We start from the raw sequence: 15220 nt of genomic DNA, 5'->3' as shown, positions 1-15220 counted from the left end.
AGTTATGATTCTCTATTTGATGTTACTGTGGATACTTGTGCTCTCAAACCGCTTTTTGGAACTTGGATGTCAATTTCTAATTTAGAGTATTTGTGTCCACGATCCATCTTAATCTGTACATTATCTTCATCAACGGGAACATGACGAGCTAGAACTTCAAGTATTTCGGTATGAAGTGTACGCAGGAGAGTTGAGTCCCCACCTTCTTGGGCTTGCCGTTCTTGAGATAAAAGGATTTGCAATCGATCACGGGCGACATTACTAGTTGCAGTTTCAGATCGCTTACGAGGAAAAAAAGTATCTAGAAAAGTCATGAGCCCCTCTTTTTAAAGATGCGGCTCAACAAGCCACGTTTTTCGGTTGGGATGCTGATAGGGATATTTTCACCCCTCAGGCGGTTAACAGCCTCGAAATAAGCAATGGCTGGACCACTTTCTGGAGAAGCAAAAGTTACAGGAGCTCCTACGTTAGACGCTTTTAGAACATCCTCACTCTCAGGAATTACTCCGAGCAACGGTAGAGAAAGAATACTTACTACATCTTCGATACTTAACATTTCTCCCCGGGAGGCGCGATAAGGATCATAGCGTGTTAGGAGTAAATGCTTTTCAACGGTTTCACCTTTTTGAGCATGGGCAGTTTGGCTGTCGAGCATGCCAATGATGCGATCGGAGTCACGAACAGAACTAATTTCAGGATTGGTGACGATGACTGCATGGTCAGCGTGATGCATAGCTAAACGTGCTCCGCGCTCGATTCCCGCGGGACTGTCGCAGAGTATCCAGTCGAAGCGTTCCCGGAGCTCATTCATTACTCGGGTTACTCCATCGTCGGTTAATGCATCCTTGTCGCGTGTCTGGGAAGCGGGCAAGATGGATAGGGTGTCACAGCGTTTATCACGGATTAAAGCTTGATGGAGTGCCGCCTCCTCTTGGATGACGTTAATCAGATCAAAGACGACACGACGTTCAACGCCCATGATGAGGTCAAGATTACGTAACCCGACATCAAAATCTACGACAACCACATTTTGTCCATTTTGTGCTAGGGCAGCACCAAGGGCAGCCGTCGTCGTGGTTTTACCAACGCCCCCTTTACCAGATGTAACAACAACGATTCTTGACATGAAATTGTAGCTTTCCTAAAGCCGGCCCAAATTGGTCTTGGAGTCATAACGGTGTAATAGGCGATAGAGGTCTTCGGAAAGGAAACCCCGTCCGTCGTATCTTACAAGAGTATTTATTGTTTGATAAGGCATATCCAGTAAGAAAAAGTCGATTGATGTCGTCCAGTAGGTTTTAGGGTGGTCATATTTTGATGGGGACGATCTTAACGTGGTTCTTATCTAAGAAGATTTGCGCTGCTTGTCCAATTGGGCCGTTAGGCATTTCTTCGGGAACCATGTAAAAGCCATCAATGGCGAGAAGTTCGGCCTCCATTCTTGTAGTATAGATGCGTGCGTGCGGATGCCCGTTTATGCCGGCGATCGCCCTTCCACGTAGAGGCCCGTAAACATGGATAGACCCTCCAGCAATTACTTCAGCCCCAGATGAGACGGCTCCTAGAACAATAACATCTCCAGTAGAATGTTGGATAGATTGGCCAGATCTTACTACACGGTCAATCACGAGTGATTCGGTTAAGGGGGAGGTGGTGGGTAAAGGAGGTATTTGGCCATTGTGTTCCGGTATTTTCATAGGTCCCTGTGGACGCCCCCCACGAAGTTCGAGGGGCCATTCCCATTTTTCAAGAGCTTCCCAGTGTTTGTTCCCGCCTTCGATGCCAATGAGATGGATGTGTCGCTGACGCAACTCCTCTTGGAAAGAGGCCAAGCCCTCGGTTGTTTCATTTAGTAGGCTGAGATCCAGAATGATGGGTTGTTGATGAAAAAAGTCAATGGCATGCTTTATATGTTCATCTAGTTTGGCCAACCAGTCCTTTAGGGGTGGTTCGGGAGAGAGGATAAGAGCAAGGAAGGAGCGGCCTCGAGCGCGAATGGTCATGGTATTCGTATTGGGGGCTCGTATTGTTGGGGCATCTGAGGGATGTAGGGGCTGGGGAGTTAACGAGGTAATGGACATGAATTTAAGGTCACCATGGTTGTGCCTGGATGGGCTGGAATGCTGCTTGTTCCCTAGTGCAAAAGTGCCGTAGGAAAGACATATGCGTATACTGCATCACTTACCCTTGTCTCCGCAATCGCGTTTTGTACGGCTCATGCTGGCTGAGAAAAAGCTGCCTTTCGAGCTGATGATCGAAAAGACGTGGCAGCCGAACGAGCGTTTCCATGAGCTGAACCCGGCCGGGGAGGTTCCCGTGCTGGTGGAGGACAACGGCATGGTCGTGCCGGGGGGGCGGGTGATTGCCGAATATCTGGAGGATGCCTACCCGGAGACCTCCCTCATGGGGCGGAATCTGGCCGAACGTGTGGAAGTCCGCCGTCTGATGGACTGGTTTGAGCGGCTCTTCCAACAGGAGGTCATGGTCAATCTTCTGGGGGAAAAGGTCGAGAAGCGTCTGTTCGGGCAGGGGCATCCTGACGGGAAAATCCTTCAGGCCGGTTACAAGAATCTGCGTTTCCATCTGGATTATATCGGTTATCTGGCCGAAACACGGACATGGCTTGGCGGGCCGGTCCTGACGGCGGCTGATTTTGCCGCAGCGGCCCATTTTTCGGCACTGGATTTTCTGGGGGACATTGACTGGCGTCGCGCGCCCTGCGTGAGGGACTGGTATGCCCGCATCAAGTCCCGTCCCTGTTTCCGTGATCTCCTGAGTGACCGTGTCAGTGGCGTGAAACCCCCGCCCCATTACGCTGATCTTGATTTCTGAACGGGTATGAGGGAGCCAGTGCAGGCATGACGATATGGGACGTGGCCGTCATGGGGGCCGGGGCTGCGGGCATGATGGCGGCAGCCACGGCGGGGCAGTGGGGGACACGGACCATTCTTCTGGACCATGCGGACCAGCCGGGGCGCAAGATACTCATTTCAGGTGGCGGACGCTGCAATTTCACCAACCTGAAGGCTGACTGGACGCATTACCGTTCTGAAAATCCCCGTTTCTGCCGGTCTGCTCTTGCCCGGTACCGGCCACAGGATTTTCTCTCTCTTGTCGAAAAACATCGCATCCGCTGGCATGAGAAAGAAGAGGGCCAGCTTTTCTGCGATGACTCAGCCCGACAGATCGTCACCATGCTGGAGGAGGAATGCCGGGCGGGGGGCGTGCGGTTCCAGCTCGGCTGTTCATTGGGTGGGATCAGTCATGACGGTCACGTGTTCACGCTGGACACGTCATGGGGGCCGGTGCAGACACGTTCCATCATCCTGGCCACGGGCGGGCTGGCCATACCCAGGCTGGGGGCAACGGATTTTTCCCTGCGCATGGCCCGGCAGTTCGGATTGCGGATCGTGACACCGGCTCCGGCACTTGTGCCTTTCCGGATTGAGGATGCGCAGCCTGAGCTTGCCGGTGTGTCCCTTCAGGTCACGGCTTCACTGGTGGGGCAGAAGAAACCTGTCTTTACGGGGGGAATGGTGTTCACCCATCGGGGCGTGTCCGGTCCGGCCATCCTCCAGATATCCTCATGGTGGGAAGGCAGGGAGGCCCTGCGCCTGAATCTGGCACCGGGCCGGGATGTTCATGAGGACATGCGGACCATCTGTGAGCAGCGGCCCAGGGCACATGCCCCGGCTCTGCTGGACGCCCTGCCTGCCCGACTGGTGAAGGTGCTGGTGGCAGGAAAGCTGGATGATCGCCCGCTGGCCGAGCAGCCTGCAAAGGCCGTGCGCGCTCTGGCGGCGCAGGTCAGTGACTGGGTGCTGAAGCCGACCGGGACGGAAGGTTACCCCAAGGCGGAAGTCATGCGGGGCGGCGTGGATACGAGAGACCTGTCCTCCCGGACGATGGAAGCCCGTACGGTGCCGGGCCTGTATGTTGTTGGTGAGGCCGTGGACGTGACGGGCTGGTTGGGGGGCTATAACTTCCAATGGGCCTGGGCCAGCGGTGTGGCGGCAGGACAGGCGGCGGCAGAGCGGGCTGGTGCGTGATGGCGGGCGTGGTAATATGTCCGCCGGAAGAGAGGCTATGAGATGGCGGCAGAAAAGAAGATCAAGAAAACGGAGCGGCAGCCCTGGCCCAGTGACGCCCTGACAGAGAGTGAAGAACAGGGCCCCGTGAAGCTCCTGCTGGTTGAGGATGATGACAGCCTTGCTGAAGAGATCGTGGGTGATCTGTGCGGGCGGGGCTATGAGGTTTCACGTGCAGCAACAGGAACGGAAGGGCTGGAGATGGCCCGTACGGGGGAGTATGCCCTGCTGGTGATGGACCGTATGCTGCCGGGAATGGACGGGCTGAGCGTACTGGAGACCCTGCGCGAGCAGGGCATGACGGTGCCGGTTCTGGTGCTGTCCGCCCTTTCGGCGGTGGATGATCGGATTAGTGGCCTGAAGGCGGGGGGTGATGATTACCTGACCAAGCCTTTCGTCATGGAGGAACTGGCCGCCCGTCTGGAGGCCCTGCTGCGCCGCCCCATCTATGGCCGGACCTCCATGCTGAAACTGGGGCCTCTGGAAATGGACCTGCTGGAACGGCGGGTGCGGCGTGACGGACGGGAGATTGACCTTCTGCCACGGGAGTTCCGTCTGCTGGAATATATGGTCCGCCGTCCCAATACGGTGCTGACCCGTACCATGCTGCTGGAAGATGTCTGGAATTACCGGTTCGTGCCCCGCACCAATCTGGTGGATGTGCATATCGGCAAGCTGCGCCGCAAGGTGGACAGGGATGGGGAAACGCCCCTGATTCACAGCATCCGTGGTGCCGGGTTCTGCCTGCGTGTCCCGGAGTGACCTGTTCCGCACGGCGGCATTCCGGCTGACGCTGGGGCTGGTCTGTGTCGTGGTGCTGGGGATGCTGTTGGAGCTGGTCCTCCTCTATGGGCAGATCAGTGCCTATGAGCAGCTCCGCACGAATGATCTGCTGCGCCGGTCGGCGTCCGTTCTCATGCAGGAAGCTCCGGGCGATCTGGAAGTCCGGCTGAAGGAACGCAGTACGAGCGAGCTGCGCATTTTCCTGAATGCCGCAGCCCTGTTTGACAGGGACCATCATCCCATAGCTGGAGACATGACGGCCTGGCCGGCCGGACTGGTGCCCAGCCAGTCCACGCAGAACCTGTCTTTTGTCCTGCCGGATCATTCCGTGACGATCATGCGGTTTCTGGTGGTGGAAGTGCCGGGGATGCAGCCGGGCAAGACCCGGCTTCTGGTACTGGGGCGGTCCCGCCACATGGTGGACGAGCTGCGGCGTGTTGCCCGGCAGTGCGCCCTGTTTTCCATGGTGCCGGTCGTGCTGTTTGCCCTGACGGCCGGGATGATCCTCAGCCGTCGGGCACTGGGACGCATCAGCAAGATGCATCATTCCATCGAGCAGATCGTCAAGGGGCAGATGCGGGAGCGTCTGCCTGTCGGGCGTGGGTATGATGATCTTGACCGTCTGGCCGGGTCGGTCAACCGGATGCTGGACAGGCTGGAACAGCTGATGGGCGAGATGCGGGATGTGGGCAATGACATTGCGCATGATCTCCGCACGCCTCTGGCCCGTGTCCAGGCACGGCTGGACCGGGTCAGTGGTCTCGCCCGGACGCTGGCAGCTCCCCCGGAAGAAGGTGAACGGTTCGAGCGGGCCATGAATCTGTGCCGGAGGGACCTTGAGCAGTGCTTTTCCGTCATCACGGCCCTGCTGCGGATTGGCGAGATTGAGAACGGTCAGAGGCGGGCGGGGTTCAGGCGCATGGACATCATGCCGCTGATTGCCGACATGGCGGACCTCTATGAGCCGAATGCGGAGACACAGGGGCTGATCCTTTCCGTCGTGCCGCATGAGGGGCCTGTGGAACTGTGGGGTGATGCGGACCTTCTGAATGAAGTGCTGGCCAACCTGCTGGATAATGCCCTGAAATTCACGGAAGAAGGCGGCTCCGTGACCTTGCGGGCGGGCTGCAACGAGCTGGATGAACCGTGGTTCGAGGTGCGGGATACGGGGGTCGGCATTGCGGTGGAAGAGCGCAAGGCCGTGATGAGCCGCTTTTACCGGGCGGACAAGAGCCGTCACATTCCGGGCAGCGGTCTGGGACTGAGCCTCGTGGCGGCCATTGTCCGGCTGCATGAGGCCCGCCTCGTGATTGAAGAAAACTGTGAAGGCGAGGTAAAGAGCGGGACGGTATTCCGCCTGATCTTTCCATCCCTGAAAGAAAGTTACAGCGGCTCCTGAGGCCGGGAGGGTGGCGCAAAGTAAAACGTGCGTAGCGAAACCGTGCTTCTTAAAAATCTTTTCAGATGAAAAGCGTTTTTTCTTCGGGCCGTGTCGGTATAATCCCCATCCGGACATGAGGCATGAGACGGACAGGCTCATGCCCGACCAGGTGGAGAGGCAGATTGCTCAGCGGCATTGTGACAGAGACGAGACCCCATCACGCAGGACTGGGGGATGGGGGTGGACCCGTCCTGTCGGGAGGATACCGGTCTGATGGGCGTGGCCTGACGTCATGAATGCCATTGTCCTGACGGCCCTGCGGCGGCCCTACACGTTCGTTGTCATGTCCATCATGATCCTCATTTTCGGGGTGAGGGCCATTCTGGGAACGCCGACGGACGTGTTCCCCAACATCAAGATTCCGACCGTGGCGGTCGTCTGGTCCTATACGGGGCTGATGCCGGAGGAAGTCTCAGGCCGTATCGTCTATTATTATGAGCGGACCCTGACGGCGACCGTCAACAACATCGAACATATTGAAAGCAGCTCCTATTACGGGCGGGGGATCGTCAAGGTCTTCTTCCAGCCCGGAACGGATGCCAGCGTGGCCCAGACGCAGATCACCTCCGTCTCCCAGACCGTCATCAAGCAGCTTCCCACCGGGGCCACGCCACCGCTCATTCTGGCACTGGATGCCTCGTCTGTCCCGGTCCTGACCCTCCAGGTCAACAATCCCAACATGTCCGCCTCGGAAGTCTACAACATGGCTTCCAACCTCATCCGGCCGGAGCTGGTCTCCGTGGCGGGGACGGCCATTCCCAACCCTTATGGTGGCGTGGCGGCGGACATCATGGTGGATATCGACCCGGTGAAGCTGCTGGCGCACCGGCTTTCCGCCGTTGATGTCGCCACGGCCCTGAACAAGCAGAACATCGTGTTGCCGGCCGGTGACCAGAAGGTCGGGGCCATGGATTTCATGGTGAGGACCAATTCGGCCCCCATGGATATTGCGGCCTTCAACCGCATGCCCATCAAGCAGGTGGGCAATTCCGTCATTTATCTGCGGGATGTGGCGTGGGTGCACAAGGGTGGCCCGCCGCAGACCAATGCCGTGCTGGTGCGGGGCAAGCAGGCCGTGATGATCGTCATTCTGAAGAGCGGCAATGCCTCGACGCTGGATGTGGTGAGCGGAATCAAGAAGCTGCTGCCGGACATCAAGAAGACGCTTCCCCCCGGCACGAGCATGGACGTCCTGACGGATGCCTCCAGCTTCGTGAAGGAATCTGTGGTCGACGTGGTGCGGGAAATGATTACTGCCGCCATCCTGACCAGCCTGACCGTCCTGCTCTTTCTGGGGTCGTGGCGTTCCACCGTGATCGTGGCGGTGTCCATTCCGCTGGCCATGCTTTCAGCCCTGATCGGCCTCAGTCTGGCGGGGCAGTCCATCAACGTGATGACGCTGGGCGGGCTGGCTCTGGCGGTCGGTATTCTCGTGGATGATGCCACGGTGATGATCGAGAATATCGACGCTCACCTTCATATGGGCAAGGAACTCGAACATGCCATCATTGATGCGGCCAACCAGATTGTCATTCCGACCTTCGTTTCGACCACCTGCATCTGTATCGTCTGGTTCCCTCTTTTCGAGCTGACGGGTGTTGCGGGCTGGCTGTTCATGCCGATGGCCGAAGCGATCATCTTTGCGATGATCGCTTCCTTTGTCCTGTCCAGAACGCTCGTGCCGACAATGGCAAACTGGCTGCTGGCAGCACAGGTGGAAAAGCAGCGTCATCCCGACCATGCCAGCCGGAAGAAAGGGGTCTTCGGCAGGTTCCAGGAAACATTTGAGACATATTTCGAGCGGTTCCGGCAGGGCTATCATGATGTCCTGCTGGCCGTTCTGGCCATACGGACGAAATTCATCGTCCTGTTCCTGTCGGGTGCTCTGGCGTCACTTCTTCTTCTTTTCTTTGTCGGGCAGGATTTCTTTTCGGAGATCAAGTCCGGCACGATGCAGATGCATTTCCGGGCACCTGTCGGTACCCGTATTGAAGAAAGTGCAAAGCTCAGCGGGCTGATCGAGAAGAAAATCCGGGAGACCCTGCCCGGTCAGGTGAAGCTGATCGTCAATAACTGCGGCCTGCCGATGAGCCAGATGAATCAGGCGATGGTGCCCTCGCCCACGACGGGGGCGCAGGACTGTGATGTCACCATCCAGCTGGAGGATGATGAAAGCCCGATCCCTGATTATCGCAGGAAGCTGCGGAAATCCCTCAGCACGGCATTTCCGGGGATCGGTTTCACTTTCCAGCCGGGTGACCTGACGGCCAAGATTCTCAATTTCGGCCTGCCGTCCCCCATTGACGTGCAGATTGTCGGGCGTGATCTCCAGCACAATTATGATTTTGCCGTCCATCTGGCGCAGCGTCTGCGGAAGATTCCCGGTGCCGTGGATGTCAGCGTCCAGCAGCCCATGACGCAGCCGACCCTGCTCATCAATGCCCATCGCAGCTTCGCTATGGGGACGGGCATTACCGAAAAAGACATCGCCTATAACGTCCTGACGACCCTCTCGGGGAGTTCCCAGGTCGGTCAGACCTACTATCTCAACCCGCAGGGAACATCCCAGCTGATCGACGTTCAGGCTCCTGCCACCTATCTCCAGACTCTCAATGATCTGGAGAAGATGCCGCTCGACAAGGGAGACGGAAATCCCCAGAACGGGACCATGCAGATTCTGGGAGGTGTCAGCCATATCGTGCAGACGGGCACACCTGCGGAGGTCTCCCATTACAACATCATGCCGGTTTTCGACATTTACGTGGCGGCGGAGGGGACCGACCTTGGTGCCCTGTCCCGTGCCGTCGGGCGGGAGGTGGACAAAGCCAGGCCCGCACTGCCTCATGGCTCCAGCATGGTGATGCGGGGGCAGGTCGTGACGATGAACAATGCCTATATCCAGCTGATTGGCGGGCTGCTGCTGTCCATCGTGCTGGTCTATCTGATCATCGTCGTGAATTTCCAGTCATGGCTGGACCCGTTCGTCATCGTCATGGCCCTGCCTGCCGCCCTGGGCGGGATTTCATGGAGCCTGTTCCTGACCCATACGACCCTGTCCGTCCCGGCCCTGACGGGAGCCATCATGTGCATGGGGACAGCCACGGCCAATGCCGTGCTGATCGTGGCCTTTGCAAGGGAGCGTCTGGAGGAGCATGGCAATGCTGTCCTCGCCGCATCCGAAGCCGGGTTTGAACGCATCCGCCCCGTGCTGATGACGGCTCTTGCCATGATGATCGGCATGATCCCCATGTCCGTCAGCAATTCCTCCAATGCCCCACTGGGCAAGGCGGTCATCGGGGGGCTGCTGATGGCGACGGTGGCGACGCTGCTGTTCGTTCCCTGTGTTTTTGCTCTGATCCATGGCGGTGCGCCGAAGGGTGACCAGACCACTCCAGAAGGAGAACCTTCATGAATCCTCCCACCCGTCAGACCCAGCCTCCCGCCCGTGGCAGGGGACGCCTGCTGCTGCTCATCTTTCTGGTCGTGCTGGCAGGGCTGGTCGTGCTGGGGCTTGTGCAGCGTGCCCTTCATAGGGGGGAGCTGGAACGGGAGACGAAGGACAGTGCCATCGCCCGTGTCGTGCTGATCAAGGCCCAGCCGGGACCGAAAACCCGGAACGTGGACCTGCCTGCTAACCTGGCTGCCTGGTATGAGGCACCGATCTATGCGCAGGTCTCCGGTTATGTGAAGATGTGGTACAAGGACTACGGTGCGCATGTGAAGCGGGGCGATCTTCTGGCAGAAGTCAGCACGCCGAGCATTGATGCCCAGTATGCGGCGGCCAAGGCGCATTATGAGGTCGTCAATGCCCGCTATCAGCTGGCTCTGATCACCACGAAACGCTGGACGGCCCTGCGGGGGACGCAGGCCGTGTCCCGTCAGGAAGTGGACGTGCAGGCTGCCAACGCCGCCGCCCAGAAGGCCGAACTTGATGCGGCCGCCCATGATGTCGAGCGGGTGGAGGCTCTGGAGAACTTCAAGCGGATCGTGGCCCCCTTTGACGGGATCGTGACATCCCGTCTGGTCAATGTCGGGGATTACGTGAACGCTGCCGGGGGCAATCTCAATTCACGGGGGGCCATCGCCGAACTCTTTTCCGTGGCGGATGTACACAAGATACGTGTGTTCGTGTCCGTGCCGCAGGATTTTGCCAGCGTCATTTCCCCTCGCATCAGTGCGGAGCTGAGCGTGCCCCAGTATCCGGGCCGTGTGTTCAAGGCACGTTTTCTGGCAACAGCAAATGCCTTTAACGCCTCCACCCGGACCGTGACGACCGAGCTTGTTCTGGACAATCCGGATGGGCTGCTCTGGCCCAATTCCTATGCCACGGCCCATATTCAGGCACCGGGTGACCCGGATGTGCTGATCGTGCCGACCAGTGCGCTCATCTTCCGGGCGCAGGGGATGCAGGTGGCCAAGGTCGTTAATAACCATATCAGGCTGGAGACCGTGCAGGTTGGCACGAATTTCGGCATGACGACGCAGGTTCTCTCCGGCATGTCCCCGCATGACGAGATTGTGGCCAACCCGACGGCAGACATGCTGGATGGGGATGAAGTCCGGGTCGTGACGCCAACCCGCGGCTATAATGACGTCAAGCCGAAGGAAGCGGAAAAGCCTCTCCCGAACGTGACGTCGAATGATCTGCGGCGTGTCGGTGCCATGCCCCCGCCGGATGACAGCACGCCCGACGAACCGACGAAGCCGGGTGATGGAGGGGCGGCTCCTGCATCCACACCAGCCAGACAGGAACAGGGGCAGTACTGATGGTGACGGGCTTATGGCGGAAACTGCCGCTGCTGGCAGGGGGACTGTCCTTTTTCCTGGCATCATGCGATCTCGCCCCACGATATCACACGCCGCATTTCATTTATCCTGATGGGTGGGAAGGCAAAGGCATCATGGGGAATGCCCGGCCTGCCGATGCCGTCGTGCGGGGTGAGTGGTGGAAGGTGTTTCATGACTCCCAGCTTGATGAGCTGGAAGAACGGCTGAACAGCTATAATCCGGACCTTCAGGCAGCGGCGGAAGTCTTCACGCAGGAACGTGACATTGCCCGTGAGACGGAAAGCCGGCTGTATCCCCAGCTTGCCGGTGGTGCACAGATGAGCCGGAACAAGCAGTCGGAAGGGCGGCTCTTTCTGCGGCGTGCCAATAACACGCCCATTTATGAGTCCAATGTTGCCTATAGCGGGGCTGCGACATGGGAGCCGGATTTCTGGGATGCCATCCGTAACCAGACGCATATGCAGAAAAATCTGGCACAGGCCGGGGCGGCTGAATATGCGCTGACGAGGCTGAGCCTTCAGGCGGAGCTGGCGTCAGATTACATGGCACTGCGTGGGATTGATGCACAGCTGGCCGTTTATGATGACTCCATCCGGTACTTCCGCACCGCTGTGGAGATCACGAGGCTGCGGCAGGGGGGAGCCATCGGGGCGGGGTTGGACGTGTCCCGTGCCGAGAATGAGCTGTACTCCGCCCAGGCGGCGCAGAGCTATCTATTGGCGACCCGTCAGGTGCAGGAGCACGCCATTGCCATCATGGTGAACATGGTGCCTGCCAGCTTCCATATTCAGCCGGTCAAGGATTTCCGGCTGCATTTTGATACGGTCCGGGTCAGGGAAGGGATTCCCTCCACCCTGCTGGAGCGGCGGCCGGATGTGGCCATGAGCGAGCGGCAGATGGCTGCGGCTGCACGGGCCATCGGGGTCTCCAGGGCAGCTTTCTATCCACATATCACCATCAGTGCGACGGGTGGATTTGAGGATGCCGGGTTCGATCTGGCCAGTATTTCCAAGGCGTTCTGGCGGGTGGCCGTGCAGGCTGTGGAACCACTCTTTACGGGCGGGATGCGGCGTGCGGCCCTGCAACGGGCCTGGTCACAGTACCGGGAACGTGTGGATGCCTACCGGGCCACGGTTCTCGCAGCCTTCCAGGATGTGGAGGATGGCCTGAGCCAGACGGCCCTGTATCATCAGGAACAGTTGCAGCAGCATCAGGCCGTGGATGCCGCCCTGAGAACGCAGGCCATGACGATGGCCCTCTATACTGGCGGGCTGACGAACTATCTGGATGCGCTGGTGGCACAGCAGGACGCCCTGAAGGCCCGTCTGCTGGAGGTTCAGGCACAGACGAGGCAGGTGCAGTCCACGGTCAGGCTGATCCGTGCCCTCGGTGGTGGCTGGTCCAGTACGCTTCTGCCGGACATCAGGAGCATCGATCCGATCGGGCCGCTACAGTATGAGGGGCTTCATCATGCCCGTCCTGCCGGTGAGGTGCCGGTGGGCACGCAGCAGAAAGGCTCCGAGATTCAGCCGCCTGCTTCGGAAAGTGACCTGACGGGCAGGGCGGCCGTACCGGCGCACCCCTGATTCGTTCTTGACGGTCCGGGGGGAATGGTCTAGGCACCCCCTCAGTCGAACGTGGGAGGCGGGGATGATCCCTGCCGTCTCAACCACGGTTCGGGAACTATAAATCAGGGAGTCCCGGATATGGCCAAGAAAGTAGTTGGCTACATCAAACTGCAGATTCCGGCTGGTAAGGCTAACCCGTCTCCGCCGGTCGGTCCGGCGCTGGGTCAGCGCGGTCTGAACATCATGCAGTTCTGTAAGGAATTCAACGCAAAGACGCAGAGTCTTGAGCCGGGCATGCCGATCCCGGTCGTGATCACTGCCTATGCGGACCGCACCTTTACCTTCATCACGAAGACACCGCCGAACACCTACTTCCTGCTGAAGGCTGCCAAGATCACCAAGGGGTCTCAGACGGTCGGGCGTGCTTCGTCCGTCGGGTCCGTGACGACTTCCCAGCTGCGTGAAATCGCTGAGAAGAAGTTCCAGGACATGAACGCAAACGACATCGATGGTGCCGTGCGTATGCTGGCTGGGTCCGCCCGTTCCATCGGTCTTGATGTGGTGGAGGGCTGAGAACATGGCCAAGAACAAACGTATTGCTGCCCTGCGTGCCAAGGTTGACGGTGACAAGCTGTATTCCCTGAACGAGGCTGTGGCTCTGGTGAAGGGCAACGCAACAGCCAAGTTCGATGAGACGGTTGAATTCGCCATCGGTCTGGGTGTTGACCCCCGTCATGCTGACCAGATGGTCCGTGGTCTGATCTCCCTACCGCACGGCACAGGCAAGACACTGCGTGTCGGCGTGTTCGCCCGTGGCCCGAAGGCCGAGGAAGCAGCGGCTGCTGGTGCCGAGGTTGTCGGTGCTGAAGACCTGGCCGAGAAGGTGCAGGCTGGCGAGATCGAATTCGACCGCTGCATCGCCACACCGGACATGATGGCTCTGGTTGGTCGTCTGGGTAAGATTCTTGGTCCGCGTGGCCTGATGCCGAACCCCCGTCTCGGTACCGTGACGATGGACGTCAAGGGTGCCATCGAGGCTGCCAAGTCCGGTCAGGTTGAGTATCGTGCAGAGCGTGCCGGTATCGTCCATGCTGGCGTCGGCAAGGCCTCCTTCTCCGAGTCCCAGCTCGCCGAGAACGTGAAGGCTCTGGTGGATGCCCTCCAGAAGGCCCGTCCGTCCGGTGCGAAGGGGACCTATCTGAAAAAAGCTTCCCTTTCCTCCACAATGGGGGTAGGTGTGCGTATCGATCTCTCCAGCTTCGAAGGCTAATCGACGAGATCAAGGAATCGCCATTCTCCGGAATGGTGCGGGAGCGGTCCTGCCGCTCCTTTTCCTGTCCTAGAACGCATGTGGAACGCTGTTCCTTAAAGCCCTGAGTGGCGCAGGCGTGAGACGGGTGGAACGTATTGCAGCCTTTCGGGTGCGGATGCGGTCTTCCTCACATGGACAGGCGAGCGGGTCCTGTCATGCCGCATGGCGGGCGGGACCTAATGGGTAACCTGGTCCGAGATGATCGGACTAACCGAGGAGACAAGGTTTTGGACCGTACGGAAAAACGGGCCTTTGTCGAGTCCCTCAGCAAAGTGTTCGGCAGCACGTCCATGGTTGTCGTCACCCAGAATCTGGGTCTGACGGTTGCTGATGCGACAGAGCTGCGTCGTAACATCCGCGCTGTGGGTGCGACATACAAGGTTGCGAAGAACCGGCTGGTCAGCCGTGCTCTGGATGGGACCCAGTTCGACGGCATTGCGCCGCTGCTTAAAGGCCCGACGGCCATTTCCTGGTCGGACGAGCCGGTTGGCGTGGCAAAGGTGCTGGTCGAGTTCGCCAAGAAGAATGACAAGCTGGTGGTACTTGGTGGTGCCCTTGGCAATCAGACCCTTACGGCTGATAGCGTCAAGGCACTGGCATCCCTGCCATCTCTGGACGAGCTGCGTGCAAAGCTGGTTGGTATGATCAGTACCCCGGCAACCCGCATTGCAGGCGTCACCCAGGCTCCGGCTGGGCAGCTTGCTCGCGTTCTTGGTGCCTATGCCAGAACAGGCGACACGGAAGCCGCTTGATTAACAGGGTGGCCCGCATGAGCGAAGCCGCCTGACATTTACGCATCTTAGAGGATATTATCATGGCCGATCTGGCAAAACTGGTTGACGAACTCTCCGCTCTTACCGTTCTGGAAGCTGCTGAGCTGTCCAAGCTGCTCGAAGAGAAGTGGGGCGTTTCCGCCGCTGCTCCGGTTGCTGCTGTTGCTGCTCCGGCTGCTGGTGGTGAAGCTGCTGCCGAGAAGACAGAGTTCGACGTCGTTCTGGCCAAGGCTGGTGACAAGAAGATCAACGTCATCAAGGAAATCCGTGGCATCACGGGTCTGGGCTTGAAGGAAGCCAAGGACCTGGTCGAAGGCGCACCGAAGACCATCAAGGAAGGCGCCACGAAGGACGAGGCCGAGAAGATCAAGAAGGCTCTGGAAGAAAACGGCGCAACAGTCGAAATCAAGTAAGAGCTTCATCCATGCGGTGCCCTTCGGGGAGGCCGTTGGAGCGAGTGGGCGGGT

The 15220-nt window shown here is 58.7% G+C and carries 14 protein-coding genes; 11 read left to right on the top strand and 3 right to left on the bottom strand.

The annotated features are described in order from the left end of the window. Positions 1-2: 2 nt before the first annotated feature. From minE to minC, 3 genes are all read right to left on the bottom strand, one after another. Positions 3-314 (bottom strand): cell division topological specificity factor MinE, encoded by a 312-nt coding sequence (gene minE, locus NQF87_RS07200; protein ID WP_266127731.1) that lies wholly within the window; start codon positions 312-314, stop codon positions 3-5. Next, positions 311-1126 (bottom strand): septum site-determining protein MinD, encoded by an 816-nt coding sequence (gene minD / locus NQF87_RS07195; RefSeq protein WP_266127730.1) that lies wholly within the window; start codon positions 1124-1126, stop codon positions 311-313. Before minD ends, minE begins: the two co-directional genes overlap by 4 nt. A gap of 181 nt (positions 1127-1307) precedes the next feature. Beyond that, complete coding sequence (gene minC, locus NQF87_RS07190; RefSeq protein WP_266127729.1) at positions 1308-2003, bottom strand: septum site-determining protein MinC; 696 nt, start codon at positions 2001-2003, stop codon at positions 1308-1310. A gap of 160 nt (positions 2004-2163) precedes the next feature. On the opposite strand from minC, the gene NQF87_RS07185 reads away from it, so the two are divergent. From NQF87_RS07185 to rplL, 11 genes are all read left to right on the top strand, one after another. Beyond that, positions 2164-2832 (top strand): glutathione S-transferase family protein, encoded by a 669-nt coding sequence (locus NQF87_RS07185; RefSeq protein WP_266127728.1) that lies wholly within the window; start codon positions 2164-2166, stop codon positions 2830-2832. A 26-nt stretch (positions 2833-2858) separates the two neighbouring features. Continuing rightward, complete coding sequence (locus NQF87_RS07180) at positions 2859-4049, top strand: BaiN/RdsA family NAD(P)/FAD-dependent oxidoreductase (RefSeq protein ID WP_266127727.1); 1191 nt, start codon at positions 2859-2861, stop codon at positions 4047-4049. Between the two features lie 42 nt (positions 4050-4091). Further along, the gene (locus tag NQF87_RS07175) at positions 4092-4850 is read left to right on the top strand and encodes a response regulator transcription factor (RefSeq protein WP_323670719.1); all 759 of its coding nucleotides are present in this window, start codon (positions 4092-4094) and stop codon (positions 4848-4850) included. Continuing rightward, positions 4837-6270, top strand: a complete 1434-nt coding sequence (locus NQF87_RS07170; RefSeq protein ID WP_266127726.1) for a sensor histidine kinase — start codon at positions 4837-4839, stop codon at positions 6268-6270. The genes NQF87_RS07175 and NQF87_RS07170 overlap by 14 nt, the downstream gene beginning before the upstream one ends. A gap of 274 nt (positions 6271-6544) precedes the next feature. Next, the gene (locus NQF87_RS07165) at positions 6545-9724 is read left to right on the top strand and encodes an efflux RND transporter permease subunit (protein ID WP_266127725.1); all 3180 of its coding nucleotides are present in this window, start codon (positions 6545-6547) and stop codon (positions 9722-9724) included. After that, on the top strand, positions 9721-11079 hold the full coding sequence (locus NQF87_RS07160; protein ID WP_266127724.1) for an efflux RND transporter periplasmic adaptor subunit: 1359 nt from the start codon (positions 9721-9723) through the stop codon (positions 11077-11079). The genes NQF87_RS07165 and NQF87_RS07160 overlap by 4 nt, the downstream gene beginning before the upstream one ends. Further along, positions 11079-12686: an efflux transporter outer membrane subunit gene (locus tag NQF87_RS07155; RefSeq protein WP_266127723.1), complete on the top strand. Its 1608-nt coding sequence runs from the start codon at positions 11079-11081 to the stop codon at positions 12684-12686. Before NQF87_RS07160 ends, NQF87_RS07155 begins: the two co-directional genes overlap by 1 nt. A gap of 120 nt (positions 12687-12806) precedes the next feature. Continuing rightward, complete coding sequence (rplK, locus tag NQF87_RS07150) at positions 12807-13241, top strand: 50S ribosomal protein L11 (protein ID WP_266127722.1); 435 nt, start codon at positions 12807-12809, stop codon at positions 13239-13241. 4 nt (positions 13242-13245) lie between these two features. Beyond that, entirely contained in the window at positions 13246-13938 is a 693-nt protein-coding gene (gene rplA / locus NQF87_RS07145) for a 50S ribosomal protein L1 (RefSeq protein WP_266116699.1), read from the top strand. 269 nt (positions 13939-14207) lie between these two features. Continuing rightward, positions 14208-14732, top strand: coding sequence for a 50S ribosomal protein L10 (rplJ, locus tag NQF87_RS07140; RefSeq protein ID WP_182041132.1), 525 nt, complete (start codon positions 14208-14210; stop codon positions 14730-14732). Positions 14733-14794: 62 nt separating this feature from the next. Next, the gene (gene rplL, locus NQF87_RS07135; RefSeq protein WP_266127721.1) at positions 14795-15166 is read left to right on the top strand and encodes a 50S ribosomal protein L7/L12; all 372 of its coding nucleotides are present in this window, start codon (positions 14795-14797) and stop codon (positions 15164-15166) included. The last annotated feature ends 54 nt before the right edge of the window (positions 15167-15220 follow it).

The sequence above is a fragment of the Bombella dulcis genome (genome assembly GCF_026385505.1).
GTDB lineage: Bacteria > Pseudomonadota > Alphaproteobacteria > Acetobacterales > Acetobacteraceae > Bombella > Bombella dulcis.
This window is presented reverse-complemented; position numbering and strand designations above follow the sequence as displayed.

Excerpts from the sequence above, each read along its gene's own strand:
- minE (WP_266127731.1), bottom strand. The coding sequence starts at position 314 with ATGACTTTTCTAGATACTTTTTTTCCTCGTAAGCGATCTGAAACTGCA.
- minD (WP_266127730.1), bottom strand. The coding sequence starts at position 1,126 with ATGTCAAGAATCGTTGTTGTTACATCTGGTAAAGGGGGCGTTGGTAAA.
- minC (WP_266127729.1), bottom strand. The coding sequence starts at position 2,003 with ATGACCATTCGCGCTCGAGGCCGCTCCTTCCTTGCTCTTATCCTCTCT.
- NQF87_RS07185 (WP_266127728.1), top strand. The coding sequence starts at position 2,164 with ATGCGTATACTGCATCACTTACCCTTGTCTCCGCAATCGCGTTTTGTA.
- NQF87_RS07180 (WP_266127727.1), top strand. The coding sequence starts at position 2,859 with ATGACGATATGGGACGTGGCCGTCATGGGGGCCGGGGCTGCGGGCATG.
- NQF87_RS07175 (WP_323670719.1), top strand. The coding sequence starts at position 4,092 with ATGGCGGCAGAAAAGAAGATCAAGAAAACGGAGCGGCAGCCCTGGCCC.
- NQF87_RS07165 (WP_266127725.1), top strand. The coding sequence starts at position 6,545 with ATGAATGCCATTGTCCTGACGGCCCTGCGGCGGCCCTACACGTTCGTT.
- NQF87_RS07160 (WP_266127724.1), top strand. The coding sequence starts at position 9,721 with ATGAATCCTCCCACCCGTCAGACCCAGCCTCCCGCCCGTGGCAGGGGA.
- NQF87_RS07155 (WP_266127723.1), top strand. The coding sequence starts at position 11,079 with ATGGTGACGGGCTTATGGCGGAAACTGCCGCTGCTGGCAGGGGGACTG.
- rplK (WP_266127722.1), top strand. The coding sequence starts at position 12,807 with ATGGCCAAGAAAGTAGTTGGCTACATCAAACTGCAGATTCCGGCTGGT.
- rplA (WP_266116699.1), top strand. The coding sequence starts at position 13,246 with ATGGCCAAGAACAAACGTATTGCTGCCCTGCGTGCCAAGGTTGACGGT.
- rplL (WP_266127721.1), top strand. The coding sequence starts at position 14,795 with ATGGCCGATCTGGCAAAACTGGTTGACGAACTCTCCGCTCTTACCGTT.